Annotated in this window: 25 protein-coding genes; 16 read left to right on the top strand and 9 right to left on the bottom strand. The window is 71.7% G+C overall.

Annotated features, from left to right (window positions below):
• Window positions 1-13 precede the first annotated feature (13 nt).
• Complete coding sequence (locus ACYVLJ_RS45745; protein ID WP_460443418.1) at window positions 14-910, top strand: RDD family protein; 897 nt, start codon at window positions 14-16, stop codon at window positions 908-910.
• On the opposite strand, the gene ACYVLJ_RS45740 is transcribed toward ACYVLJ_RS45745, so the two are convergent.
• Window positions 907-2,046, bottom strand: a complete 1,140-nt coding sequence (locus ACYVLJ_RS45740) for a neutral zinc metallopeptidase (RefSeq protein WP_460443417.1) — start codon at window positions 2,044-2,046, stop codon at window positions 907-909. The two genes, ACYVLJ_RS45745 and ACYVLJ_RS45740, sit on opposite strands and share 4 nt — an antisense overlap.
• 468 nt (window positions 2,047-2,514) lie before the next feature.
• Here ACYVLJ_RS45740 and ACYVLJ_RS45735 point away from each other — a divergent pair, with 468 nt between their 5' ends.
• The 11 genes from ACYVLJ_RS45735 to ACYVLJ_RS45685 all read left to right on the top strand — a co-directional run bounded on the left by ACYVLJ_RS45735 (window position 2,515) and on the right by ACYVLJ_RS45685 (window position 16,454).
• Entirely contained in the window at window positions 2,515-4,257 is a 1,743-nt protein-coding gene (locus ACYVLJ_RS45735) for a DUF2207 family protein (RefSeq protein ID WP_460443416.1), read from the top strand.
• Between the two features lie 2 nt (window positions 4,258-4,259).
• Window positions 4,260-5,825, top strand: a complete 1,566-nt coding sequence (locus ACYVLJ_RS45730) for a DUF2207 domain-containing protein (RefSeq protein ID WP_460443415.1) — start codon at window positions 4,260-4,262, stop codon at window positions 5,823-5,825.
• Between the two features lie 27 nt (window positions 5,826-5,852).
• On the top strand, window positions 5,853-7,145 hold the full coding sequence (locus ACYVLJ_RS45725; RefSeq protein WP_460443414.1) for a M16 family metallopeptidase: 1,293 nt from the start codon (window positions 5,853-5,855) through the stop codon (window positions 7,143-7,145).
• On the top strand, window positions 7,142-8,521 hold the full coding sequence (locus ACYVLJ_RS45720) for a M16 family metallopeptidase (protein WP_451987151.1): 1,380 nt from the start codon (window positions 7,142-7,144) through the stop codon (window positions 8,519-8,521). The genes ACYVLJ_RS45725 and ACYVLJ_RS45720 overlap by 4 nt, the downstream gene beginning before the upstream one ends.
• On the top strand, window positions 8,521-9,540 hold the full coding sequence (gene nudC, locus ACYVLJ_RS45715) for an NAD(+) diphosphatase (RefSeq protein WP_460443413.1): 1,020 nt from the start codon (window positions 8,521-8,523) through the stop codon (window positions 9,538-9,540). The genes ACYVLJ_RS45720 and nudC overlap by 1 nt, the downstream gene beginning before the upstream one ends.
• 229 nt (window positions 9,541-9,769) lie before the next feature.
• Window positions 9,770-10,966, top strand: a complete 1,197-nt coding sequence (locus tag ACYVLJ_RS45710) for an ROK family transcriptional regulator (RefSeq protein WP_460443431.1) — start codon at window positions 9,770-9,772, stop codon at window positions 10,964-10,966.
• 23 nt (window positions 10,967-10,989) lie between these two features.
• On the top strand, window positions 10,990-12,348 hold the full coding sequence (locus tag ACYVLJ_RS45705; RefSeq protein ID WP_451987155.1) for an extracellular solute-binding protein: 1,359 nt from the start codon (window positions 10,990-10,992) through the stop codon (window positions 12,346-12,348).
• Window positions 12,345-13,340: a carbohydrate ABC transporter permease gene (locus ACYVLJ_RS45700; RefSeq protein WP_460443412.1), complete on the top strand. Its 996-nt coding sequence runs from the start codon at window positions 12,345-12,347 to the stop codon at window positions 13,338-13,340. The genes ACYVLJ_RS45705 and ACYVLJ_RS45700 overlap by 4 nt, the downstream gene beginning before the upstream one ends.
• Window positions 13,337-14,227: a carbohydrate ABC transporter permease gene (locus ACYVLJ_RS45695; protein ID WP_460443411.1), complete on the top strand. Its 891-nt coding sequence runs from the start codon at window positions 13,337-13,339 to the stop codon at window positions 14,225-14,227. The genes ACYVLJ_RS45700 and ACYVLJ_RS45695 overlap by 4 nt, the downstream gene beginning before the upstream one ends.
• The gene (locus ACYVLJ_RS45690) at window positions 14,224-15,489 is read left to right on the top strand and encodes a 6-phospho-beta-glucosidase (RefSeq protein WP_460443410.1); all 1,266 of its coding nucleotides are present in this window, start codon (window positions 14,224-14,226) and stop codon (window positions 15,487-15,489) included. Before ACYVLJ_RS45695 ends, ACYVLJ_RS45690 begins: the two co-directional genes overlap by 4 nt.
• Window positions 15,486-16,454 (top strand): N-acetylglucosamine kinase, encoded by a 969-nt coding sequence (locus ACYVLJ_RS45685; protein ID WP_460443409.1) that lies wholly within the window; start codon window positions 15,486-15,488, stop codon window positions 16,452-16,454. The genes ACYVLJ_RS45690 and ACYVLJ_RS45685 overlap by 4 nt, the downstream gene beginning before the upstream one ends.
• Before the next feature lie 49 nt (window positions 16,455-16,503).
• On the opposite strand, the gene ACYVLJ_RS45680 is transcribed toward ACYVLJ_RS45685, so the two are convergent.
• The 4 genes from ACYVLJ_RS45680 to ACYVLJ_RS45665 form a co-directional block, all read right to left on the bottom strand.
• Window positions 16,504-17,016, bottom strand: coding sequence for an SRPBCC domain-containing protein (locus ACYVLJ_RS45680; RefSeq protein WP_451987165.1), 513 nt, complete (start codon window positions 17,014-17,016; stop codon window positions 16,504-16,506).
• The gene (locus tag ACYVLJ_RS45675) at window positions 17,013-17,336 is read right to left on the bottom strand and encodes an ArsR/SmtB family transcription factor (protein ID WP_451987167.1); all 324 of its coding nucleotides are present in this window, start codon (window positions 17,334-17,336) and stop codon (window positions 17,013-17,015) included. The genes ACYVLJ_RS45680 and ACYVLJ_RS45675 overlap by 4 nt, the downstream gene beginning before the upstream one ends.
• A gap of 134 nt (window positions 17,337-17,470) precedes the next feature.
• Window positions 17,471-18,838: a GntT/GntP/DsdX family permease gene (locus ACYVLJ_RS45670; protein ID WP_451987169.1), complete on the bottom strand. Its 1,368-nt coding sequence runs from the start codon at window positions 18,836-18,838 to the stop codon at window positions 17,471-17,473.
• Entirely contained in the window at window positions 18,835-19,329 is a 495-nt protein-coding gene (locus ACYVLJ_RS45665; protein ID WP_451987171.1) for a gluconokinase, read from the bottom strand. The genes ACYVLJ_RS45670 and ACYVLJ_RS45665 overlap by 4 nt, the downstream gene beginning before the upstream one ends.
• A 103-nt stretch (window positions 19,330-19,432) precedes the next feature.
• On the opposite strand from ACYVLJ_RS45665, the gene ACYVLJ_RS45660 reads away from it, so the two are divergent.
• The 3 genes from ACYVLJ_RS45660 (at window position 19,433) to ACYVLJ_RS45650 (ending at window position 21,631) form a co-directional block, all read left to right on the top strand.
• A complete protein-coding gene (locus ACYVLJ_RS45660) occupies window positions 19,433-20,116 on the top strand; it encodes a FadR/GntR family transcriptional regulator (protein WP_460443408.1) in 684 nt (227 codons plus the stop codon).
• Between the two features lie 122 nt (window positions 20,117-20,238).
• Entirely contained in the window at window positions 20,239-21,129 is an 891-nt protein-coding gene (locus ACYVLJ_RS45655; RefSeq protein ID WP_460443407.1) for a cobalamin biosynthesis protein CobD/CbiB, read from the top strand.
• Window positions 21,130-21,193: 64 nt separating this feature from the next.
• A complete protein-coding gene (locus ACYVLJ_RS45650; RefSeq protein WP_451987177.1) occupies window positions 21,194-21,631 on the top strand; it encodes a hypothetical protein in 438 nt (145 codons plus the stop codon).
• Window positions 21,632-21,660: 29 nt separating this feature from the next.
• Here the strand turns inward: ACYVLJ_RS45650 and ACYVLJ_RS45645 are convergent, their stop codons facing one another.
• The 4 genes from ACYVLJ_RS45645 to ACYVLJ_RS45630 form a co-directional block, all read right to left on the bottom strand.
• Window positions 21,661-22,278: an FMN-binding negative transcriptional regulator gene (locus tag ACYVLJ_RS45645; protein WP_460443406.1), complete on the bottom strand. Its 618-nt coding sequence runs from the start codon at window positions 22,276-22,278 to the stop codon at window positions 21,661-21,663.
• A gap of 50 nt (window positions 22,279-22,328) precedes the next feature.
• Window positions 22,329-23,159: an SURF1 family cytochrome oxidase biogenesis protein gene (locus ACYVLJ_RS45640; RefSeq protein ID WP_451987720.1), complete on the bottom strand. Its 831-nt coding sequence runs from the start codon at window positions 23,157-23,159 to the stop codon at window positions 22,329-22,331.
• 60 nt (window positions 23,160-23,219) lie between these two features.
• The gene (locus ACYVLJ_RS45635; RefSeq protein WP_460443405.1) at window positions 23,220-23,681 is read right to left on the bottom strand and encodes a low molecular weight protein-tyrosine-phosphatase; all 462 of its coding nucleotides are present in this window, start codon (window positions 23,679-23,681) and stop codon (window positions 23,220-23,222) included.
• Between the two features lie 226 nt (window positions 23,682-23,907).
• The gene (locus tag ACYVLJ_RS45630; RefSeq protein ID WP_460443404.1) at window positions 23,908-24,468 is read right to left on the bottom strand and encodes a chorismate mutase; all 561 of its coding nucleotides are present in this window, start codon (window positions 24,466-24,468) and stop codon (window positions 23,908-23,910) included.
• 31 nt (window positions 24,469-24,499) lie between these two features.
• On the opposite strand from ACYVLJ_RS45630, the gene ACYVLJ_RS45625 reads away from it, so the two are divergent.
• Window positions 24,500-25,321: a Nif3-like dinuclear metal center hexameric protein gene (locus ACYVLJ_RS45625; protein ID WP_460443403.1), complete on the top strand. Its 822-nt coding sequence runs from the start codon at window positions 24,500-24,502 to the stop codon at window positions 25,319-25,321.
• The last annotated feature ends 5 nt before the right edge of the window (window positions 25,322-25,326 follow it).

The following is a 25,326-nucleotide window of genomic DNA, read 5'->3' as shown; positions in this document are numbered from 1 at the left end:
TACCCTGGGCTGCGTGCACGAGGAATCCGAGCTGGTCACCGGCGAAGCCGTCGTCCTGGACCTGCGCGTCGCCAAGCTCGGCAGCCGGGCCGCGGCGATGGCGCTGGACGTCCTCGTGCAGGCCGCGCTCCTGTTCGGCTCGGTCTTCGTGCTGATGGTCGCGGTGCCGGGCGGCGACGCCGCGCTGGCCGTGACCCTCGCCCTGGTGTTCCTGGTGCTGATCATGGTCGGCTACCCGGTGCTGTTCGAGACGCTCTCGCGCGGGCGGTCGCTGGGCAAGCTGGCGCTGGGGCTGCGGGTGGTGCGCGTCGACGGCGGCCCGATCCGGTTCCGCCACGCGCTGGTGCGCGGGCTCGCCGGGTTCGTCGTGGACTTCTGGGCGCTGGGCCTGTTCGGCGCGGTCGCGGTGATCGTTTCGCTGTGCTCGTCCGACGGCCGCCGCGTCGGCGACTTCCTGGCGGGGACGCTGGTGATCCGCGAGCGCGTCTCGCAGAGCCCGGGCTACTCGGCGATCGGCATGCCGCCGGGCCTCGAGGGCTGGGCCGCCCAGCTCGACCTGACCCGGCTCCCGGACGACCTCGCGCTGGCCAGCCGCCAGTTCCTGACGCGGCTCGGCCAGCTGGCCCCGGAGGCGGCGAACTCGCTGGGCTGGGGGCTCGCGCAGCAGGTGGGGAACGCGCTGGGCACGCCGGTGCCGCCCGGGGTCCCGGCGTGGGCGTTCCTGGCGGCGGTGCTGGCGGAGCGGCGACACCGGGACCACGCGCGAGCGGTGCAGGCGTACGCGGCCCAGGTCCGGGCGGCGCGGGGGCAGTACGCGGCGCCGGGCCCGGCTTGGCAGGCGCCGGTGCCTTCGCCGTCGACGCCGCCGTCCGGCACGTCGGTCGAGAACCCGTTCACGCCGCCGGGCTAGGACACGTCTCCCGACGACGCGAGCCAGGTGTTGCACTGCTGGTTGCGGTTCTTCGTCGCGCCGTGCTGCCACCAGGAGATGTTGTGCTTGGCGCTGCCGTGGTCGCGCTTGCCGTTGCGGGCGTAGTCGTCGCCGCGGTCCTGGGCGTTCCATGCTTCGTTGTAGATGTTCTTGTCGACCGAGCCGCCGGAGACCGACGCCGAACCGAGGAACATCCCCGAGAAGCACTGCGCTTCGAGTTCCATCCGGCGGGACAGCTCCAGGCCCGCCGCCGAGTCGGCGCCCGCGTCGTAGCGCTGGTCGCCGTACGCCTCGGAGATGCCGGCCAGGTTCTGCACGTGGTGGCCGTACTCGTGGGCCAGGATCGACAGGTACGGGCCGGGGTGGTTGCCCCACGTCTCGATCTCGATGCGGTCCATCGGCATGTAGATCGTGTTGTTCGTCGGGCAGTAGAAGGGCGTGACGCCCGTGGTCGAGCCGCCGCTGCCGCACGGCGTCGACGATTCGGAGATCGACCGCGGCACCGACAGGTTCGGCGACCGGAACGGCAGGTTCGCCGCGGGGAGCATCTGCGACCACATCGCGTCGAGGCAGGCGATGCCGGACTGGAAGAACTTCGTGGCGCTGTTCTGGTCGGTCGCCCACCGGCTCAGCGAGCACGGGATGTTCTGCAGGCCGAAGTTGGCGTCGGCGAACAGCGGGTTGTCACCCGTGGCGACGACGGACCGGGGCCCGCTCGGCGTCTCCGACGTCCGGGTCCCGCGCTCGGTGGTCCGGCTGGTGGTCGTCTCCTCGGTGGACGAGGTCGTCTCGGTGGTCGCCTCGGTGGTCGGTTCGGTGGTGTAGGAGGTGTCACTCGGGTAGGTGCTGGAGTAACCGGCGTCGGCGACGTGCCGGGTGCTGCCGCCGATCAACGCGACGGCGGCGACGAGCCCCCCGACCACGGCGACGATCCCGATGATCGCCACGGCGACGATGACCCCGGTGTTGGACTTCTTCGCGACGTAGTGGGTGTACCCGGGCGCGAACCGCGGCCCGAACGGCGTGCCGGGCGGCGGACCGGCATAGCCCGGGGTGAAGACGGGCGCGACGGCCGCGGCGGGCGGCGGCAGGGGTGCGCCAACGGGCGGAGGCATGACGGGCCGCGGGTACGGCCCGGAGGGCGGAAAGCCCTGCGTGCCTTGAGGTCCGAGCGGCGGCCGCCCGGGTTGCGGCCAACCGTGCTGTGCTGGCCCGCCGGGCAGCCGACCCGGCGCGTTGCCGGGACCAGGCTGCCCACCTGGTCCCGGGCCTTGCCGCGGGGCGCCGCCTTGGCCGGGCGCGCCCGCCGGTCCCTGCGCAGGGTGCGGGCCTTGCCCCAGACCAGGCTGCCCGCCCGGCCCCTGTGGCCGGCCCTGCGGCAACGGCCGGGCCCCCGGTGGCGGCAGCGGTGGCCGTCCGGGTGGGGGGACCGGGCGCCGTGGGTCGTTCGGGCCGGGGCCCTGTGGGCCTTGCGTCATCTTTGTGGAACCCCCCGTGCGTTTTCCCCGTCGGAACCGGCGTACCAGCGGAGATCTCGCCGTTCCGGGCGTCAGCATAGATCGAGTGCTCTAGGGTGTGGTGCTGTGTTGAGGAAATGGGGGACCACGGCCTTCGCCGCCGTGCTGCTCGCCGTCGGGACCGGTGCAACCGGCGCGATCGGCGGGGTCGCCGCCGCGCAGGGGCCGTCCGCCGGGCCCGTCCTGCCGAACCTGCCCGACGATCAGGTCAAGAAACCCCAGCAGCTCAGCGGGAACGACATCCCGGCGCAGCCCGAGGGTGTCACCGCCGACGTCGCCCTCAAGGTCCTCCGCGACGGCTCGCTCTCGGTCACCGAGAAGGTCACTGTTCCCGGCGGGCAGCAGCTCACCTCGCGCGTGCCGCTGCGGGTCTCGGCCGGTGACGACCAGGACCGGGTCTTCTCGGTCAAGGACCTCAAAACCAAGGGTGCCGCGACCAGTCAGCAGACCGGCGACCAGCTCGTCCTCACCTTCACCGGCGGCGCCTCGACCGTCACCTACGCCGTCGACGGCGCCATCGCCGACCAGAGCGGCCGCCAGCAAGCCCGCTGGCAGGTCGCGAGCGGCTTCGACGCCCCGGTCGCCAAGCTCACCGCCTCCTTCCTCGCGCCGTCGCCGCAACTGTCCCCTGTGGACTGCTTCGCCGGCCCGATCGGTTCGAGCCAGCGCTGCACGCTCGCCGAGCTCGACCACACCGGTGTCGTGCGCCTCGAACAGAACGGCGTCCAGCCGGGCGACCGGGTCGACCTGCTCATCGGCCTGCCCGCGAACACCACGCCCGCGAACGCGAAGTTCGCCGACGTCGGCCTCTTCGCCACGGCCTTCGCGTTCACGCCGCTGACCGGCATCGTCTTCGCGCTCCTGCTCGTCTTCCTGATCGCCGGCGGCCTCTTCGTGTGGCGCCGCCGCAAGGAGGACGCGGGCGCGTTGCACACCGCCACCGGACCGGTCGAGGTCCTGCTGCGCGACGGCGACCGCGTCTTCTTCGCGAGCCCGGACGGGGTGCTGCCCGGGCAGGTCGGGACCGTCGTCGACGAGACCGTGGACGTCGTCGACATCAGCGCCACCGTCGTGGACCTCGCCGTCCGCAACTACCTGTGGCTGGCCGAGGTGCCGGGCCCCGACTGGCAGCTGGCCCGCCGCAACCCGCCGGACGAGCACCTGCACGACTTCGAGCGCGCCGTCTACGAGACGCTCCTGCCGGCCGGCACCGACTCCGTGCTCGTCTCGCAGCTGCGCGCCCGCGGCGGGCTCGACCTGCGCAAGATCAGCGACGCGATGTACGCCGACGTCGTCACCAAGCGCTGGTTCTCCCGCCGCCCGGACACCGCGCGCGGGCGGCTGACCGGGATCGGCGCCGGGATCTTCGCGCTCGGCGCCGTCGCCACCGCGGTCCTCACGTTCACGGTCGGCGAAGCACTGCTCGGCGTCGCGGTCGCGCTGGCCGGGCTCGCCGTCGCCGCGGCGGCCGCGCTGCTGCCGTCGCGCACCGCGCGCGGCCGGGCGCTCGTCGGCCAGGTCCGCGGCCTGCTCGACTACCTGCACACCGCCAAGGCCGAGGACATCCCGCCGGCCGACCGCGAAATGGTGTTCTCCCGCTCGCTGCCGTACGCGGTGGTGCTGGGCGACACCGAACGCTGGCTCGGCGCGTTCGCCGCGCTGAACCCGGCGTCGGACGGTTCGGCCGGGCTGTACTGGTACGGCGGGATGGAGGCCGACCGCGACCTGCGCCGGTTCGGCACGCACTTCCCGTCGTTCCTGACCGCGCTGGACGGGCTGCTCACCGCGGCCGGCCGCACCACCCGCTGACCGTGCTCGCGGCGGCGGCGCTCGCGCTCTTCCTGGTGGCGGCGCCGGTGGACCAGCCGCCGCTCCCGACCGTGCCGCAGAGCGCGGAAATCCAGCTCAAGGTCGAGCGCGACGGCTCGCTTTCGGTCGTCGAGGCGATCTCCGTGCCGAACGGCCTCGCGATGGACCGCCGGGTCGCGCTGCGCGTCCCCGCGCCGCACCACCGCGACCGGATCTACGGCGTCCGCGACGTCGTCGTCGAGGGCAGCGGGACGGCGAGCGTCGACAAGGACGCCTTCACCGTCCACCTCACCGCCGGCACATCGGTCGTCCGGTACACAGTGGACGGTGCGGTCGCCGGGGACCGGGTCACCTGGGAGCTGGCCGGTGGCTGGAGCACCGACCTCAAGTTCCTCCGGGCCTCCTTCGCGGCGCCGAAGATCCCGACCGCCGTCGACTGCCTCGCCGGGCCGCCGGACTCGGACTTCCCGTGCGCCGCGGCGCAGATCGACCACGCCGGGCTGACCCGGTTCAGCCAGCAGAACCTGGCGGCGGGGCAGCGGATGACGGCGACCGTCGAGCTGCCCGCCGGCACCGTCCCGGACAACGCGGTGCTCGTTCCCGCGAAGACGATCGCGGGGGCGTTCGTGCTCACCGCGCCGGTCGGCTGGGCCTGGGCGGGCTTCGGCGCGCTCCTGCTGGTGGCGGCCGCGCTCGTCGGGCTCGCCCGCCGCCGGGACGCCGACGCGGGGGAGGCCCCGGAGGCCGCGCTGGTCACCGCGAACGGCGAGTTCGCGTCCCCGGGCGGCGTGCTGCCCGGGCACGTCGGCGTGCTGCTGCACGGCCGGGCCGGGGCCGCCGACCTGGCCGCGACGGTGCTCGACCTCGTCGTCCGCAACTACGTGTGGGTCAGCGAGGGCTCCCGGCTGACCCGCCGCAACCCGCCCGACGAGCACCTGACGCCCTTCGAACGGGCCGTCTTCGACGCCGTGCTGCCGGAGGAGTCGGTGACCCTCGCCGAACTGCGGCAGCGGCACGTCGAGGTCCCCGGCGCGGCGCTGGCCGCCGACCTCGCCGGCCGCGGCCGCCTCGCGACCGGCCTGCTCCGGCGTGCCGGGATCCGGGTCGTCTTCTACGGCGTGTTCCTCACCGTGCTCCTCGCAGTGACCGTCGGCTACGCCCAGCTCGGCGTCATCGTCGTCCTGGCCGGGGCCGCCGCGGTCGCCGCCTCCGCCGCGCTGCCCGCGCGCCGCCGGGCGGGCACCGACCTGGCGCGGCGCCTCCGCGGGGTCGCGGCGTCGCTGGCTTCGGCCCGGCCGAAGACCTTCACCAAGCCCCAGCGCGAGCTGGTCTTCTCCCGTGCTCTGCCGTACGCGCTCGCTCTGGGCGAACTGGGGCCGTGGGTGGCCGTGTTCGACGGGCTCGAGCACCCGCCGCCGGTCTACTGGCACGACGGCGACATCACCCCTGACCAGGCCGGATCCTTCGCGGCCGCGCTGGCGGGCGCCTTCGCCGGCGCCCGCCGCGGACGGCTGCTCGACGCGGCCGGGCAGCACACCGGTTCTCACCCGCCAGCCGGGAAGCCGTAACGCGCCGACCCGTCGTAGGGTGGGGCCATGGCCGATCCCGAGCTCGTCCGATACACCCTCGACAACGGTCTGCGCGTGGTCCTCGCACCCGACGCGACCGCGCCGGTGGTCGGCGTCAGCGTCCACTACGACGTGGGCTTCCGTTCCGAGCCGGAGGGGCGCACCGGTTTCGCGCACCTCTTCGAGCACCTGATGTTCCAGGGCTCGGAGAGCCTCGAGAAGCTCGCGCACTTCCGGCACGTCCAGTCCAGCGGCGGCACCTTCAACGGGTCCACCCACCCGGACTACACGGACTACTTCGAGGTGCTGCCGAGCGCCGCGCTCGAGCGCGCGCTGTTCCTCGAGGCCGACCGGATGCGCGCGCCGAAGCTGACCGCGGAGAACCTGGCGAACCAGATCGACGTCGTCAAGGAGGAGATCCGCCTCAACGTGCTGAACCGGCCGTACGGCGGGTTCCCGTGGATCACCCTGCCGCCGGTGCTGTACTCGACGTTCCCCAACGCGCACAACGGCTACGGCGGCTTCGAGGACCTCGAGAGCGCCACGGTCGACGACTGCGCGGCGTTCTTCGACACCTACTACGCGCCGGCGAACGCCGTGCTCACCGTGGCCGGCGACTTCGAGGTGGCCAACGCCAAGAAGCTGATCGAGACGCACTTCGGCGACGTCCCGCACCGGCCCGCGCCGCAGCGCCCGTCGTTCGCCGAGCCGCTGCCGACCACCGAGCTGCGCGGCGAGGTCGAAGACCCGCACGCCCCGCTGCCCGCGCTCGGCATCGGCTACCGGATGCCGGACCCGATCAACGACGTCGACGGCTACCTCGCCTACCTCGTGCTCGCGGGCGTCCTGACCGACGGCGACGGCTCCCGCCTGCAGCAGCGGCTGGTGCACCGCGAGCCCCTGGTCGTCGACATCGGCGCCGGTGCCGGGCTGTTCGGCCCGTTCGAGGCCCGCGACCCGGACACGTTCACCATCACCCTGATCCACCCGCACGAGGTGCCGCGCGAGCGCGTCCTCGCGGCGCTGGACGACGAGCTCGAGAAGCTCGCCGAGACGCCGCCGAGCGAGGAGGAGCTGCGCAAGGTCACCGCGCGCTGGACGGCGAGCCTGCACTCGGAGCACGACCGGCTGGTGTCGCGGACGCTCGCCCTCGGCTCGTTCGAACTGCTCTACGGCGACGCGTCGCTGGTGTACAAGCTCGCGGACCGCATGTCCGCCGTCACCTCGGAAGCCGTTTCGGCGGCGGCCAAGGCGCTGCGCCCCGACGCGCGCGCCGTGCTGGTGGTCAAGCCCGCTTCGGAAGGGAACAACGAGCAGTGACTTCTGCAACGCACCGCAGTGCGGAGGAAATCGGCCGCACCGCGCGGGGTCCGCGCCCGCTGCCCCCGCTGGGCGAGCAACGCGCGGCCGCCGATCTGTCCCATGTGGACACCGAGCTGTCGAACGGCCTGCGCGTGGTGGCCGTGCGCAAGGCGACCGTGCCGATGGTCGAGGCCCGGCTGTGGATCCCGTTCGCGGGCGACGACGCGCTGCACCCGGCCACGTCCGAGGTGCTCGCCGAGACGATCCTGACCGGCACCGCGCGCCGCAACCGCATCGAGATCGACGCCGAGCTGGCGCTGATCGGCGGCGACATCGGCGCCGGCGTCGACCCGGAACGCCTGGTGCTGACCGGATCCGCGCTCGCCGAGAAGCTGCCGACGTTCCTCGACGTGCTCGGCGACGTCCTCACCGGTGCGACCTACGCCGACGACGAGATCGCCCGCGAGAAGGAGCGGCTGGTCGAGCGGATCGCCGTCTCCCGCACCCAGCCGCGCACGATCGCGCGCGAGGCCCTGCAGAAGCACCGCTACGGCGACCACCCGGCGACCCGCGAGGTGCCGAAGGCCGAAGACGTGGCGGTCGTGACGCCCGAGCAGGTCCGGGCACTGCACCAGGCGTCGGTGCAGGCCCGCGGCTCGGTGCTGGTGCTGGTCGGCGACCTCGACCCGGCGTCGGTGATCGGCGAGCTGGAGAAGGTGCTCGGCGGCTGGGCGTCCGACCGCTCCGCCGTCCGGCTGCCGCCGCTGCCGGAGCTGACCGGGCCGAACGTGCTGCTGGTGCCGCGCGCGGGCGCGGTGCAGTCGCAGATCCGGCTTTCGGCGCAGACCGTGCCGCGCACGGACCCGGGTTACGCCGCGCTGCAGCTGGCGAACCTGGCCTACGGCGGGTACTTCTCGTCACGGCTGGTCGAGAACATCCGCGAGAACAAGGGGTACACGTACTCCGCGCACTCCGGCTTCGAGTTCACGGACAAGACGGCCGTGGTCAACGTGGACGCGGACACCGCGACCGAGGCGACCGCGCCGGCGCTGCTGGAGACGCGCTACGAGCTGGGCCGCCTCGGCCAGGTCCCGCCGGCGGGCGACGAGCTGGAGTCGGTGCGGCAGTACGCGATCGGCTCGCTGCTGACGTCGACGTCGTCGCAGGGCGGGCTGGCCGGGCAGGTGCTGGCGCTGGCCTCGACCGGGCTGAGCCTGGAGTGGCTCAACGAGCACCCGGCGCGGGTCGCCGCGGTGACCGCCGACGAGGTGGCCGAAGCGGCGCTGAAGTTCTTCGCCCCCAAGCGGTTCACCGGCGTGGTGGTCGGTGACGCGGCGGTGCTGGAACGCAAGCTGGTGTCCCTCGGCGACGTCGTCGTGGGCGAGCCGTCCTGATGTCGGTCCCGTTCACCCTGGGTGCCCTGCCCACCCTGTCGCGGTCCACTGTGGACCGTCAGGAAGGTCTGCGCACCAACCCTTCGCGGCTGGTGGCGCGCTGGGCCGACGCCCGGGTCGTCCTCCTGGACGACACCGGGCGCACGCCGGTCGTCGAAGGCAGCTCGGCCCTGGCGTTCCGGAAGGCGATCGATTTCGGTGCCTCGCCCCCGGCGGACGCGGTGTTCCTGGGCGAGTGGCAGGACACGGACTACTGGTCGCTGCCGGGCGGCCCGTCGGGTGACGCCGACACGGTGAAGATGGCGGGCAGCTGGGGCTTCGTCGAAGAGGTCCCGCGCGCGGACGGCGAGGTCTGGGTCGAACTGCGCGGCTACGGCGACCTGCTCGACGACACGTCGGCGGGCCTGTTCACGACGGCGCAGGCGCTGCGGAACTGGCGTCGCCAGGCCAAGTTCTGCACGCGCTGCGGCCACCCGACGGAACTGATCCAGTTCGGCTGGGCGAGCAAGTGCACGAACGACGGCCGCGAGGAGTACCCGCGCACGGACCCGGCGGTGATCTGCCTGGTCCACTCGCTGGAGGGGGCCAACGGCTCCCACGTGCTGCTGGCGCGTCAGCCGATCTGGCCGGCGGGGCGCTATTCGGTGCTGGCGGGGTTCGTCGAGGCGGGGGAGTCCCTGGAAGCGTGCGTGGTCCGGGAGATCCGCGAAGAGGTGGGGGCGTCGGTGTCCGACGTCCGGTACCTCGGCAGCCAGCCGTGGCCGTTCCCGCGCTCGATCATGCTGGGGTTCACGGCCCGGGCGGACCGCTCGTTGCCCCTGGTACCGGCGGACGGCGAGATCGAAGAGGCGTTGTGGGTCTCGCGGGCCGAGGTGCGCGAAGCGTTCGCGAACAGCGCGGTCCGGGGCGAGGGATCTCGCCCGACCCCGATCGCGAACGGCGCGGCGGAGATCATCCTGCCGGGCAACTCGTCGATCGCCCGCGTGATGCTCAAAGCCTGGGCGGACGCGGAGGAGTAACCACCCGCCACAGAGCGCGACCAAGAACGGCCCCGGCTACCCGCCGGGGCCGCTTTCGTTGCGCCTGGTGCACGTTTCCGCCAGGTGGCCCAGCGGGACCTGAGGCGTTACCTGCTCGTTTCACCAGACCGTTGACGGCTGTGCTCCGGCTCACTACAGTCCTGCGAAACCGTCTGTAAAGTATCCTAATTAAGTCGGGAGCGAGTGCGTGCGAGCCGGTAGCCCGCGGATGCTGCGCGAGATCAACGATCGCGCCGCCATCGAGGTCCTCCTGCGGGAGGGCCCGCTGACCCGCGCCGAGCTGGAGCTCGCCATCGGGTTGTCCAAGCCCGCCACCGCGCAGCTCATCACCCGGCTCGAGCAGGACAACCTCGTCGTGAAGGCGGGCGTCAGGGGCGGCGGCCGGGGGCCCCGCGCCCAGCTCTGGGCGGCCAACGGCGCGCTCGCCTTCGTCGCCGCGGTGGATCTCACCCCGCACGTCGCCGACTTCGTCGTCGCGGACGTCGCCGGGGTCGTGCTCGCCGAGTACCGGACGCCGCTGCCCGTCCACGAAGGCGCCGACGTCGTCGGGACCTTCGGCGAAGCCCTGCAGAAGGTCGCGCGGGAAGCCGGGATCCAGCGAGAAGACCTGGCGCACGTCGTGATCGGCGCGCAGGGGGCGTTCGATCCGCGGACCGGGTTGCTCTCCTCCGCTCCGCACATCCCCGGCTGGCTCGGCTTCGACGTCCCGCAGAAGCTCTCCGACGACCTCGGCGTCGACGTCCTCATCGAGAACGACGTCAACCTCGTCGCCGTCGAGGAGATGAGCGTCGGGCAGGCCCAGGACGTCGACGACTTCGTCATGGTGTGGCTGTCGGAAGGCGTCGGCGGCGCTGTCGTGATCGGACGGCGGCTGCTGCGCGGGGCCACCGGCGGGGGCGGCGAGATCGACTGGATGCGCGTCCCGGATCCGGCCACTGTGGACACCGGCGACGTCTGGCCCGAGGCCGGCGCGCGGTTCGGCAACCTGGTCGACTCACCCGCGATCTGCCGCCTCGCCGCCGCCCACGGCATCGCGGCCGAGACCGCCTGGGAAGCCGTCGAGAAAGCCGGGAAGAGCCACCCGTTCCTGGACGACCTCGCCAAGCGCGTCGCGGGCGGAGTGGCCAACCTCGTCGCGGTCGCCGACCCGCAGCTCGTGCTCCTCTGCGGCGACACCAGCCGCGCCGGTGGTGAGGCGTTCGCCGCGCTGGTGCAGGAAAAGCTGCACGAACTGGTCCTGCCGCGCACGCCCGTCGGCTGCGCTTCGGTGCAGGGCAACGCCGTCCGCGCCGGCGCGCTGCAGTCCGCGCTGGCCACCGCCCGTGAGGACGTCTTCGGCGTCGTCACGCCCACGCTCCTCGGGTCGCAGGCCCGAGGACGAAAGCACCCGTCCCCAACCGAGTAGACCGACCGATGAGGAGGAGGGCCATGCCCCCTACCACCCGGACCCGCCGAGGCGCCCTGCTGGCGGCCGCCGCCGCGGCGTCCGTCCTGTTGACCAGCGCCTGTTCCGGCGCCGCCGCACCGTCCACATCGGACGCGGCGGCCGCGCCCGGTAAGGACGACAAGGTCACGATCACCGTGTACTCCAAGTTCACCGACCGCGAGTACGGCGTGGTGACCGCGGGGCTGAACAAGCTCAAGGCGAAGTACCCGAACATCGAGATCAAGCACGAGGGCAACCAGGACGACGACAAGCTGACGCAGTCGATCCGCGGCGGCAATCCACCCGACGTCGCGATCTCCTTCTACACCGACAACCTGGGCGCCTGGTGCTCCACCGGCAGCTTCCAGGACCTGAAGCCCTACATCGAGCGCGACAAGATCGACCTCACCCAGATCCCGGACGCGGTGCGCAACTACACCGAGTACCAGGGCAAGCGGTGCGCGATGCCGATGCTCGCCGACGTCTACGGCATGTACTACAACACCGACATGTTCGCGGCGAAGGGCATCACCTCGCCGCCCAAGACGCTGTCGGAGCTGTTCGAGGACACCAAGAAGCTCACCGAGTTCAACCCGGACGGCTCGATCAAGGTCGCCGGCTTCCTGCCCTCGATGCCGTTCTACGCCAACCAGGCCCAGTACTGGGCGCAGTACTTCGGCGCGACCTTCCTGGGCCAGGACGGCAAGTCGGACCTCGCCACCAACCCCGGCTGGAAGGCGATGTTCGAGTTCCAGAAGCAGCTCATCGACTTCTACGGCGGCCACGACAAGGTCGAGAAGTTCAAGGCCGGCCTGGGCGACGAGTACTCCGCCGACCACGGCTTCCAGAAGGGCAAGCTCGCCATGATCATGGACGGCGAGTTCCGCACCGCGTTCCTCAAGGACCAGGCACCCGACGTCAAGTACCAGACCGCCCCGTTCCCGGTGCTCGACTCGATGGCCGACCACTACGGCGGCGGCTTCACCACCGGCACGATCATCGCGATCCCCAAGGGCGCCAAGAACCCCGGCGCCGCGTGGGAGCTCATCAAGCAGGTCACCCTGGACACCGACACCCTGGTGGACATGGCCAACGGCCTGAAGAACGTGCCCAGCACCAAGGCGTCGCTCACCTCGCCGAAGCTGGACCTGCAGCCGCAGTTCAAGACGTTCCTCGACATCTACGACAGCGGCAAGCTGGTCGCCAACCAGACCACCCCGATCGGTGACGCGCACCTCAAGGCCGTCAACGACTTCGCCGAGAAGTGGCAGGCCGGGTCGATCCCCGACCTGACCGCGGGGCTCGCGAAGGTCGACGCGCAGGTCAACGACGAGCTCAAGCAGAAGGGCGCGGGCGGATGACCTCCACCGCCGTCCCGATCAAAACCGACGGCTCCCCGTCCGTGCCTGCGAAGGTGCGGGCGGGGGCCCGCCGGGCCAAGCGCCGCCGGACCGTCGTCTTCTTCATGGCCCCGGCGTTCCTCGGGTTCCTGATCTTCTTCGGCTACCCGCTGATCGCCACGGTCTACTACTCCTTCACCCGGTACGACCTGATCAACGCGCCGGTGTTCGTCGGCTTCGACAACTACGTCCGGATGTTCACCAGCGAGCCGCTGGTCGGCACGGCCGCGTACAACACGCTGTGGCTGGTCGTCGTCCTGACCGTCTGCCGCGTGGTGTTCTCCCTCGGTGTCGCGTCGGTCATCTCGCGGCTGAAGTCGGGCGTCGGGCTCGTCCGGACCCTGTGCTACCTGCCGACGCTCGCCCCGCCCGCGGCGGCGACCCTGGCGTTCGTCTTCGTGTTCAACCCGGAGTTCGGCCCGGTCAACCGGTTCCTGCGGCTCGTCGGCATCGACGGCGGGCTCTGGTTCAACAGCCCATCGATGTCGAAGCCCGCGCTGACGCTGCTCGCGCTGTGGGGCTCGGGCGAGCTGATGATCATCATCCTCGCCGCGCTGCTGGACGTCCCGGCCGAGCAGTACGAAGCAGCCGAGCTCGACGGAGCCGGGCCGATCCGCCGGTTCTGGCACGTCACGCTGCCGTCGATCTCGCCCGTGCTGCTCTTCGGCGTGGTCAACTCGATCATCTACGCGCTGCAGTTCTTCACGCAGGCGATCGTGGCGGCTTCCGCGAGCGCGGGAACCGCGGACGTCGCCGGCAACTCGAAGCTCATCGGGGCCCCGCAGAACTCGACGCTGACGTACCCGATCTGGCTGTACGTCCAGGGTTTCCGCTACTTCAACATGGGCTACGCGGCGGCGATGGCCGTGCTGCTGTTCATCGTTTCGGCCGCCTTCACCTGGATCCTGGTGAGGCAGCTCCGCAAGTCCCAGCACCAGGAGGAGGGCGCATGACCGCGTTGGCCGAAGCGCCGCAACGCCCGGCCGGCGTGCCGCCGAAGGTGCGGTTCAAGCGGCAGTGGGACAAGCGGCTGTCGTTCATCGCGCTGCACTCGGTCGGCATCGCCATGGGCGTGGTCTTCATGCTGCCGATCCTGTTCGTGTTCCTCACCGCGGTGATGAAGAGCGACCAGGCGATGACGGCGAGCCTGTGGCCGTCGGAATGGCACTTCGAGAACTTCGTCGAGGTGTTCAAGAAGGCGCCGCTGCTGGAGTACTTCGGCAACAGCCTGCTGTACTCGGCGTGCGCGACGGCGGGTGCGCTGCTCTCGGCGATCCCGGCGGCGTACGGCCTGTCGAAGCTGCGGTGGCGCGGGCAGAACCTGTTCTTCATGCTGACCGTGGCCGCGATGCTGCTGCCGCCGCAGGTCACCGTCGTGCCGCTGTACGACCTGTGGGTGCGGCTGGGCCTCACCGGCACGCTGGTGCCGCTGATCGTGCCGTACTTCTTCTTCGACGCGTTCTCGATCTTCCTGCTCCGGCAGTTCTTCCTCACGATCCCGAAGGACTACATCGAGGCGGCGAAGATCGACGGCTGCACCGAGTTCCAGGCCATGTACCGGGTGCTGATCCCGATGGCCAAGCCGGGGATCGCGGCCACCGCGATGTTCTGCTTCCTGTTCACCTGGAACGACTACTTCGGGCCGCTGCTCTACACCGGCGAGAACCAGGACCACTGGCCGCTGTCGCTGGCGATCGCGTCCTTCCGCGGCATGCACCACGTCGAGTGGAACATGACGATGGCGGCCACCGCGCTGATCATGGCGCCGGTGATCGTGCTGTTCATCTTCGCCCAGAAGTCGTTCGTCAAGGGCATCACATTCACGGGAGTCAAGGGATGAAGCTGGCAGTCGTCGGTGGCGGGTCCACCTACACGCCGGAACTGATCGACGGGATCGCCGGGCGACGCTCCACTTTGGACGTCGACGAGATCGTGCTCGTGGACCCGGACGCCTACCGCGTCGAGGCCGTGGGCGGGTTCAGTCAGCGGCTGCTCTCGCACGCGGGACACCCCGCGCGGGTGCGGACCACGCAGTCGCTGGAAGAGGGCGTCGACGGCGCGTCGGCGGTGCTGATCCAGCTGCGGGTCGGCGGGCAGCGGGCGCGGCGCTCCGACGAGACGTTCCCGCACGCCTGCGGCTGCGTCGGCCAGGAGACGACGGGCGCGGGCGGGCTGGCGAAGGCGCTGCGCACGGTGCCCGTGGTGCTCGACATCGCCGACCGCGTCCGCAAGATCGCCGGCGACGACACGTGGATCGTCAACTTCACCAACCCGGTCGGCATCGTCACGCGGGCGCTGCTCAACGAGGGCCACCGCGCGGTCGGGCTGTGCAACGTCGCGATCAACCTGCAACGGCAGTTCGGTCGGTTGCTGGGTGTCGGCGCGGACGACGTCAAGCTCGTCCACACCGGACTGAACCACCTGAGCTGGGAGCGCGGCGCGCTCGTCGACGGCGTCGACCGGCTGCCGGAGCTGCTGGAGAACCACCTGGACTACCTGTCCGACGAGGTCTCCGTGCCGGAGAAGTGGTTGCGGCGCATGAACGTCGTGCCGTCGTACTACCTGAAGTACTTCTACGCGCACGACGAGCAGGTCACCAAGCAGCGCACCGAGCGCCCGCGCGCGGACGTCGTCTCCGACGTCGAGGAGGAGCTGCTGAAGATCTACCTGGACCCGGAGCAGAACACGAAGCCGGATTCCCTGGAAAAGCGCGGCGGCGCGTACTACTCGGAAGCCGCCGTGCAGCTGGTGCACGCGCTGACCGCGGGCGGTCCGGCCGAGGAGCACGTGGTGAACGTCCGCAACGAGGGGACGTTCCCGTTCCTGCCGGACGACGCCGTCATCGAGGCGCGGTCCATTGTGGACTCAAAGGGGGCGACGCCGATCCCGCAGCTCCCGGTGGAGCCCCGGTTCTCGGGCCTCATCGCGGCGACCACCGCGTACGAGTTCCTGGCGTTGGAGGCGGCGGTCAAGGGCGGCCGGGACCGCGTGGCCGACGCGCTGCTGGCGCACCCGCTGGTCGGCCAGTACTCGAAGGCCGACACGCTGGCCGATTCGCTGGTGCAGATCAACCGCGAGTACTTGCCCTGGGCCCGCGGATGAGGCCTGCCATCATCGCGATCGACGGCGGAAACAGCAAGACCGAGGTCCTCGTGATCTCGGAAGACGGCGTGGTGCTGGGCCAGTCCCGCGGCCCCGGCGCGTCGCCGCAGAACGTCGGCGTCGCGGCGTGCGTCACGGCGCTGGAAGGCCTGGTCCTGGAGGCTTACCCCGGCTTCGGGGAGAAGCCGTTCGCGGTGCACACGTCCGCGTACCTGGCCGGGCTCGACTTCCCGCGTGAGGAAGAGGCACTGCACGCGGCGCTGGCGGCGCGGGGCTGGAGCGAAACCCTGACCGTCGGCAACGACACCCTCGCGCTGCTCCGGGCGGGCAGCGCGGGGGTGGGCGTCGCGGTCGTGTGCGGTGCCGGGATCAACGGCGCCGGCGTCGGCCCGGACGGCCGCGTCCACCGCTTCCCCGCGCTGGGCAAGATCTCCGGCGACTGGGGCGGCGGCTACCGGCTCGGCGAAGAGGCGCTGTGGTGGGCCGTCCGCGCCGAAGACGGCCGCGGCCCGCGGACCGCGTTGCGGGCGGCGGTCGCGGAGTACTTCGGGAAGCCGGCGCTGCTGGACGTCGTGCAGGGCCTGCACTTCGAAGAGATCCCGGCCGCCTCGATCCACGGGCTGTGCCCGCTGCTGTTCGAGGTCGCGGCGGCCGGCGACGAGGTCGCGGCGGACATCGTCACCCGGTTCGTCGAGGAGGTGAGCGTCTTCGCGGCGGTGATCCTGCGGAACCTGGACCTCACCGGCGACGCGCCGGAGATCGTCCTGGGCGGCGGGGTGCTGACCGGGGTCGGCGCGCCGGTGATCGCGGAGATCGAGCGCCGGTGCCTGAAGGTCGCGCCGCGCGCGGTGGTCCGGGTGGTGGACGTCAACCCGGTGGTGGGCGCGGCCCTGTTCGGGCTGGACACGCTGGGCGCGCCCGAGGCCGCGAAGGCGGCCTTGAAGGCGGCGACCCAGCGCGCATAGACCTGGTGGCCTGCCTCGAAGCGGCGCGAGGCAGGCCACCAGACCTCTTTCAGGGCGCCGGGACGATGGTGTCGCCGGTCTCCAGGAGCGTCTTGAGGTCGGAGAGGATCCAGGCCCAGCCGCCACCGGCGTTCTCGTTCGGCGGCGCGTCGAGCCGCTCGAAGGCGCCACTGACCATCGCCGCCATGTTCGGGGCACCGGTGACGTCGTGGGTGACCGTCAGTCTGGTGCCCGCGGTCTTGGACTCCTCGATTTCGTAGGTGAGCGTCGTGTACGGCTCGTCGCTCGCGTCCTGCGGCGCCATCAGCAGCTTCCAGGTGATGACGAGCTTGCGCGGCGGGTCCACTTCGAGGACCTCGCCGTCGACGATGTCGCCGGTCATCCCGGCGTCGATGAACGCCTGGGTCGGGCGCATGCGGTGCTTGCCGCCGGGCTTGAGGTCGAAGTCGGCCAGGCCGGTGTAGCCGTACCGCTGCGTCCACTCGGGCTTGGTGATGGCTTCCCAGATGCGCTCCGGGGTCGCCTTGATGTAGACGCGGTAGACCTGCACGGTGTTCGTCATGGTTCTTCGCCTTCCAGTTCGTTCTTGAGGTCGAGCAGCGCGGTCACGTGGCGCTCGGTGTACTTGTCGATCCACCGGTCGTGGATCTGCCGGATCGGCACGGCGTTCAGGAAGTGCAGCTTTTCCCGCCCTTCCTTCCGCGCGACGACGAGCCCGGCCTCTTCCAGCAGTTTCAGGTGCTTCATGACGCCGAAGCGGGTCATCTCGACCTGGGTCTCCAACTCGGTGAGCGTGCGGCCGTCACGCTCGAAGAGCAGGTCGAGCAGGAACCGGCGGGTCGGATCCGCCAGCGCCTTGAACACCAGGTCGTCGTCGGGCACGTGAGCGAGAATAGGTGACCAAAAGGTCACATGTCAACGTGCGCCGTGTCGACCCCCCAATCACGCGTGATTGAAGGGTCGACACGACGAAGGCCGCCACCCGGTGTGGGTGACGGCCCTCGTTCGTTCGGCGGCTAGACCACCAGCGACAGCGGCAGGATCAACGCGATCGCCACCACGGAAATCAGCGTCTCCATCACCGACCAGCTCTTCAAAGTCTGGCCCACCGACAGGCCGAAGTACTCCTTGACCAGCCAGAACCCGGCGTCGTTGACGTGGGAGAAGAACAGCGACCCGGCGCCGATCGCCAGTACCAGCAGTGCGCTGTGCGACGGGTCCATGCCCGCCGCCAGCGGGGCCACGATGCCCGCCGCCGAGACGGTCGCGACCGTTGCCGAGCCCGTCGCCAGGCGGATCGCCACCGCCACCAGCCAGCCCAGCAGCAGCGGCGACAGGTGCGCGTCCTTGGCCAGGCCCGTGATGACGTCGCCGACGCCCGCGTCGACCAGGGTCTGCTTGAAGCCGCCGCCCGCGCCGACGATCAGCATGATGCCCGCGATCGGGCCCAGCGAGTCACCGACCACAGTGGACAGTTTCGCCCGGCCGAGGCCGGCCGGTCGGCCCAACAGGACCATGCCCACCAGCACCGCCGCGAGCAGCGCGATCAGCGGGTCACCGACGAAGTCGAGGACCTTGCGGGCGCCGCTGTCCTTGGCGAGCAGGATGTCGGACAGCGCTTTCGCGAGCATCAGGACGACCGGCAGCAGCACCGTCGTGAGCGTCGCGGCGAAGCTCGGACGCGGCTTGTCCGTGTCCGCGCGCTCGGGGATCAGGCGCTCCGGCGGCGTCGCGTCCGGCACCAGCCGGGCAGCCAGCTTGCCGAACAGCGGGCCCGCGACGACCAGCGTCGGGATGCCGACCAGCAGGCCGAACGCCAGCGTGACCCCGACGTTCGCGTTCAACGCGCCCGCCGCGGCGAGCGGGCCCGGGTGCGGCGGGACCAGGCCGTGCAGCACCGACAGCCCGGCGACCGCGGGAATGCCCAGCAGCATCAACGGTTTCCCGGTGCGCTTGGCCGCGAGCAGCACCACCGGGATCAGCATGACGAGCCCGATCTCGAAGAACATCGGCAGCCCGATCAACGCGGCCACCAGCGCCATCGCCCACGGCAGCGCGGCGCCGCGGGCCTTGCCGAGCACGGTGTCGACGATCTGGTCGGCGCCGCCGGAGTCGGCCAGCAGCTTGCCGAGCATCGCGCCGAGCGCGATCAGGATGCCGACGGACGCGACCGTGCTGCCGACACCGGTCGTGAAGCTCTTGAGCAGCTTGTCGACGGGCATCCCGGCGGTCAGGCCGAGCACGAGCGAACCGAGCACCAGCGACAGGAACGGGTGCAGCTTCACCTTCGTGATCAGCACGACGATGACGGCGATCGCGACGACCGTCGCGACGATCAGGCGGGTGTCGTGGCCGGTCCAGCCGGCGGCGAGGACGGTGGTCATGCGTGCTCCCGGAAGGCGGTGAGGGCGGCCCGGGTGATGTCGTCCGGCGTGCCGCTGATGTCGAAGATCGCGCCGGGCTCGTCCGGCTCGAGGGGTTCCAGGTCGGCGAGCTGCGAGTCCAGCAGGGACACCGGCATGAAGTGCCCGGTGCGGGTCTTCATGCGCTCGGCCAGCAGCTCGCGGTCGCCGTGCAGGTGGGCGAACCAGACGTTACCGCCGGTTCTCAGGACGTCCCGGTACCGGCGCTTCAGCGCGGACGACGTGACGACGCCGCCGGACGCCTGGTGGTCGCGGATCCAGCCGGCGATGGCCTCGAGCCAGGGGGCGCGGTCCTCGTCGGTCAGCGGGTGACCCGCGGTCATCTTGTCGATGTTGGCCTTCGGGTGGAACGTGTCCGCTTCGGCGTACTCGACGCCCAGCGCGTTCGCGAGCGCCGTGCCGACCGTCGTCTTCCCGGAGCCCGACACGCCCATCACCACGATGACGGTCATCCGCACCTCCCACTTCGTTGTGCCCAGGTGAGTCAAACTCAAAAGTACTACTTATTCAAGATGAAGTACTACTTAATCGAATCAGATCGCTAGGTTGGGTCCGATGAGGCACGAGCAGGTCCTGGACGCGCTGGGTGCGGCGATCGCGAACGGTTCGCTGGCGCCGGGCACCGTTCTGCGCTCCGAAGAGCTGCAGGAACGCTTCGGCGCTTCGCGGACAGTGGCGCGCGAAGTCGTCCGAGTGCTCGAAACGATGCGGCTGACCAGCAGCAAGCGCCGGGTCGGGGTGATCGTCCGGGAGCCGGCGGACTGGAACCACTACGACCCGCGGCTGATCCGCTGGCAGCTCGACGGCCCGGCCCGCCCGGCCGCGCTCGCCACCCTGAACGAGCTGCGCTCGGCGATCGAGCCGTGCGCGGCGCGCTACGCGGCCCTGCGCGCGACGCCGGAGGAGCGCGGCCGCCTCGGCGCCCTGGGCGAGCGCCTGGCCCGCACGGCCCGCGCGCGCGACCTCACGACGTTCCTCGGCTTCGACATCGCGTTCCACGACCTGCTGCTCACCGCGTCCGGCAACCCGATGTTCGCGCAGCTGTCCGAGGTGGTCGCGGAGGTGCTGACCGGCCGGACCGGCCACGGCCTGATGCCGCCGGAGCCGCAGCCCGAGGCCATCGCCCTGCACCTGGAGGTCGCCGCCGCGGTGGCGGCGGGGGACGCGGACCGGGCGGAGCGGGCGATGCGGGACATCGTGGTGCAGGCGCGGGAGGAGATCGCGGCGCTGGTCGAGTAGGCCGGTCCTGAGTGGGAAACAGCGTTCCACCACGGTTTCCCGCTCGCGACCCCCGGCACCCGGCCGTCCCGGGGCGAGTAGCCTCCTCGGGTACTGGACTTTTCTTATGCCGGGGGGCACGGGTGAGCGCGGCGCGCGCGATCGGACTGGTGTTGGGCGTGGCGGCCGACGGCGCCCTTGGCGACCCGCGCCGGCGGCCTCCGGTGCTGGCGTTCCGCCGGCTCCCGCAGGGCTCCGGCGCCGCTGTCGCCGGAGCGGTCGTCGCGGGTGGTCTGCTGCTCGAACGGTTCGGCCGCGGCCGTCCGCTGGTGCAGGCCTCGGCGACGGCGGCCGCGACGTGGGCGGTGCTCGGCGCGGCCGGCCTGGCCCTCCAGGGCACCGAGCTGGCGCGCGACCTCGAGGAGTCCCGCTTCGGCCCGGCCCGCACGACTCTGTCCGAATTGGACCCGCGTGAAGCCGGAAGTCTCGACCTGGTCGGGCTTTCGCGCGCGTCGGTGGAAACGCTGGCGGAGAACACGTCGGACGCGGTCGTCGCCCCGCTGGTCTGGGGCGCGGTCGCGGGGGTCCCGGGGCTCCTGGGCGCGCGAGCGGTGAGCCTGCTGCGGCGGGCGCGCGCCGGTCGTCAGGGGCATTGGGCCGTCGACCGCGTGGACGAGCTGGTCCACCTGGTCCCGACCCGCGTGGCGGCGGGCCTGACGGTGCTGGCGGCCCCGGTGGTCGGCGGCTCGGCGGGCGGCGCGTGGCGTGCGTGGCGCCGCGACACGATCGCCCACCCGAGCCCGAACGCGGGCCGCGTCGAGGCGGCGTTCGCGGGTGCGCTGGAGATCCGCGTCGGCGGGCGGACCGTCTACCCGCACGGGGTGGCCGAGCTGCCGGTGCTGGGGGTCGGCCGCAACCCGGACGCCGGGCACGTGACACGCGCGGTCGAGCTGTCCCGCGTGGTGGGCTGGCTCGCCGCGGTGACGTCGGTGGTGCTCGCCGTCGTGGCCGGGTTCCGGCGCCGCTCGCGCTGAGCGTGTAACTCCTCCGCGTATCGACGGGCGTAGGGAACGCTTCGCAGATACTGGGAGGATTTTCGTGCGGTACAAGCACATTGCGGCCGGGATCGTCGCCGCGAGTCTCGTCAGTCTCGTCGTGACCGGCACCGCCGAGGCCAAGGGCCGGCGCTGCGGCCCGACCTACGAGCAGGACTCGACCGGCAGCCTCGGCACGCCGTTCACGCTGAAGTCCAAGCACGACGACGACGGCCCCGGCGGGTCGTTCGTCGTGGGGGAGGAGTTCGAGATCCACACGAACGTGGTCGGCCAGACCTGGAGCATCACCTTCGCCGACAACGGCAAGGTCTTCTTCACCGGCGACGACGTCTCGGCCGTCGGCGGCATCCGGGAGCAGCACCCGACCGCCAACCAGCCGGGCGTCACCCAGCACATGACCGCGGACGCGCTCAACCACACCACGGGCGAGACCATCCACGGCTTCCTGGACGTGCTCCCGGTGCCGGGCTGCGGCGGCTGACCCGATCCGGCCGTCGCGGCTGAGGGCCCTCAGCCGCGACGGCGCAGCTGCGCCAACGCCTCTTCGTCCAACCGCCCGCCGCGGCCGGCCAGCTTGCCGCCGATCCGCTCGCGGTCCTCCGCCGTCTTGTTGCCGCCGAACTTGAACTTCGCGCGCACGCCCGTGATCGTGAACTCGATCCCGCGGATCCCCGGCAGCAGCCGCCGGTCCGGCGACTCGGCGGCGGCGCTCACCGGCGCCCGCGAGCCGTCCGTCTCGAAGTGCCGAAGCTGCTTCTCCAGCAACTCGGCTTTCGCCGCCGGGTCGTCGACCAGCCGGACGTCGCCTTCGAGCTGGACCGTCGCGTAGTACGACGTCGGGACGCCGAACGCCGGATCCGCGGCCGTGTTCCAGTCCGCGCGGATGTAGGTGTAGTCGTCGACCACCGTCAGCAGCGCTCGCGGGTGCTCTTCCAGCAGCGGCCAGATCGGGTTGGGGCGCGCCAGGTGCGTGACGACCGTGCGGTCGCCGTCGAACGCGAAGTGCGCCGGGGTCACCACCGGCAGGTCGCGGCCGGTGCCGCCGGCGATCAGCTGGCCGAAGTCGTGCCCGGCCAGCCACGCGCGCCATTCCGCGTCCGAAGCGGCGTCCCAGGGGTGGATCAGCATGACCCCAGTGTCACCACCGCAAGTGGCCTGGACGAAGGGCCATTATGGCGCTATTTCTGATGGCCACTTTCGGCGAGTTCGTCCTCGGCGAGGATCTCCGCGACCGACTTCCGGCGGGCCGGCGCCTCCGACGCGTCCAGCGCGCCGCCCGGCTTCAGCTCGCGGACGGTGAAGTACAGCCAGCCGAGCAGCGCCATCGCGCCGAACGCGATCCACTGCAGCGCGTACGACAGGAACGGCCCCGAGTCCGTCTGCGGCAGCGGCAGCGCGCCCAGCACGCCGGGCTGGCCGGCGTCGAGCTGGAAGTAACCCGGCCGGATGTCGAGCTTGCCCGCCCGCGCGACGACCTGGGAGTCGACGACGTAGCTCTGCAGCTTTCCGCCGGTCGACGCGTCGGCGAACGCGTCCCGGTTCTTCGGGTCGGTTTCGTCGCTGCGCACGCGCGCGGTGACCTGCACGGTCCCGGCCGGCGGCGGCGCGAACGGCAGCACGCCGGACTTGCTGTCGAGCCCGACGTACCCGCGGTCGACCAGCACGACCGTGCCGTCGGTCGTCCGCAGCGGCGTCAGCACCTCGTACGCGCCTTCGCCCTGGACCGTGCGCAGCCGCGCGATGACTTCCTTGTCCGCGAGGTACTGGCCGGTGATCGAGACGAGGTGCCATTCCGTGTGCGGCCCGGGCAGGCTCCCGGGCGGCAGCAGCTGCGTCAGCGGCACGGGCGCGGCGGTGAACGACGCCTCCAGCGCGGAGTTCTGCTGCTCGCGCTCGGCGTTGCGGCTGAACTGCCAGGGGGAGAGCAGCGTGAAGCAGCAGATGGCGAAGGCGAACACCACCACCGTCAGAGCCAGCCACCCGGGCTTGAGCAGGAACCGCAACCGCACCCCACCACGGTAGGCCGTGTCCCGCGCAGGCCGCCCGCCGACCTCCGCCGGGTGTGACCTTCAGCCGCGCGAACGGACCCAATCGAGCAAACCGGGCACCGCGCGTTCGATCATGCCGAGGACGTCCTCGAAGCCGTCGTCGCCGCCGTAGTAGGGGTCCGGGACCTCGGCCCCCTCGGGCGCCGACGGGTCGAACGACCGCAGCAGCCGCACCTTCGCCGGGTCGTCGACGCGGGCGCGAAGGAAGTCGTAATGCCCTTCGTCGGCGGCGAGCAGCAGGTCGGCGGCGAGGTCCTCGGCCGACACCTCGGACGCGACGTGCGAAGTCGGGTAGCCGTGGGCCTTGAGCGTCGCCCGGGCGCGCTTGTCGGCGGGCTCCCCGGCGTGCCAGGGCCCGGTACCGGCACTGGACACGCGGACGGCGTCACCGAGCCCCGCCTCCTCGAGCCGCGCGCGGAAGACGAGCTCGGCCATCGGGGAGCGGCAGATGTTGCCCGAGCAGACGAAGACGATGTGGGACACATCGCGAGCGTAACTGCCGGTTCACCCGGTCACCCGCTCGCTCGGCGGTACCCCGGCGCCGCGCCGGGCACCTAGCGTCGATCACGCGAGGACGCGAACCGGAAGGAGAGCGACATGCACGGGTGCTGCTCGAAGTGCACGGGTCAGGGCTGCGGCTGCTGCGGCAACTGCAACTGAGGTCCCGTCCGGCGCTCGCGGCGGCGGTGAGCCCGCCGCCGGAGCGCCCCTAACGGGTGAAGCAGGTCGCCGACGTCGCTTCGCGCAGCGCGCGGACGTGCAGGACGTCGAAGTGGTGGACCACGTCCGCGAGGCCCGCCGCCACCAGCTGGTGCACGGGGCACGAGCGGGACTGACGCGCCCGGAGCGTCGCCGCCAGCTCGGTGAGCAGGCCCGCGTTCAGCTTGTCGATCACCGGCCGGAGCCGGCTCAGGTCGGGCCGCGTCGTCGGGACCTCCGACGGGTGCGCGTCCCAGCGCGCGTACAGCCCGCGCTGGACCAGCTTGTTCGCCTCGATCTGGGCGCGGAAGAACCGGACCGCGTCGGCCGGGTCGAGACCCAGGCCGGGCGCCTGCGCCGAGACCGAGTCGTAGATCTGCTGCTCGCGCACCGGGTCGTCGATCGGCGACGGCGTGCCGTACTTCGCCGCCGCCACCTGGTCGGCGATGCGGACGCGCTGGGCCGCCAGGTCGGTGAGGTGCCACAGCGAAGCCGGCGGTGACGCCGAAGCGGGGACCGTGGCCAGGAGCAAGCCGGAGACAACTGCGAAGAGCACTGCCAGTACTCGCATGGCCCGCGACGGTACATGCGAAGATCCCCCGGTGCCCGCGCTTTCCGAAATCATCACCGCCCTGGAGCAGGCCTACCCGCCCGCGCTCGCCGAGTCGTGGGACGCCGTCGGCCTCGTCTGCGGCGACCCCGCCGAACCGGTCACGCGCGTGCTGTTCTGCGTCGACCCCGTCGCCGAAACCGTCGACGAGGCCGCGGATCTCGGCGCGCAGCTGATCGTCGCGCACCACCCGCTGCTGCTGCGCGGCGTGCACGGCGTCCCGGCCGACACCGCCAAGGGCGCGCTGGTGCACCGGATGATCCGCGAAGGCATCGCGCTGTACTGCGCGCACACCAACGCCGACTCGGCCGACCCCGGCGTCTCGGACGCGCTCGCGCACGCGATCGGGCTGCGCGTCACCGGTCCCCTGGAACCGAAGGCCGACGGCGTCACCGGCATCGGCCGCCTCGGCGAACTGCCCGAAGCCGAGCCGTTCGCGGTGTTCGTCCAGCGCGTCGCCGACGCCCTGCCCGCGACCGTGCCCGGCGTGCTCGGGGCGGGCGACGCGGACCGCCCGGTCCGCCGGGTCGCCGTGTCCGGCGGCGCCGGCGACTCGTATCTGAAGCAGGCCACGGACGCCGGGGTCGACGCCTTCGTCACCGCCGACCTGCGGCATCACCCCGCCGGGGAGCACCTGGCGAACCCCGGCGCCGTGCCCGCGCTGGTCGGGCTGACCCACTGGGCCAGCGAATGGCCGTGGTGCGGGCAAGCCTCGCTGGTCGTGGCGGAGGCGTTTGCGGGTAACGTCGACGTTCACGTCTCCACGCGGTGCACCGACCCGTGGACCGTCCGCGCCGAGCGCACATCGATTTAGAGGAG

Source organism: Amycolatopsis stemonae, from assembly GCF_054781455.1.
The sequence above is the reverse complement of the archived record's forward strand: the minus strand, read 5'-3'. Positions and strand labels throughout refer to the sequence as shown.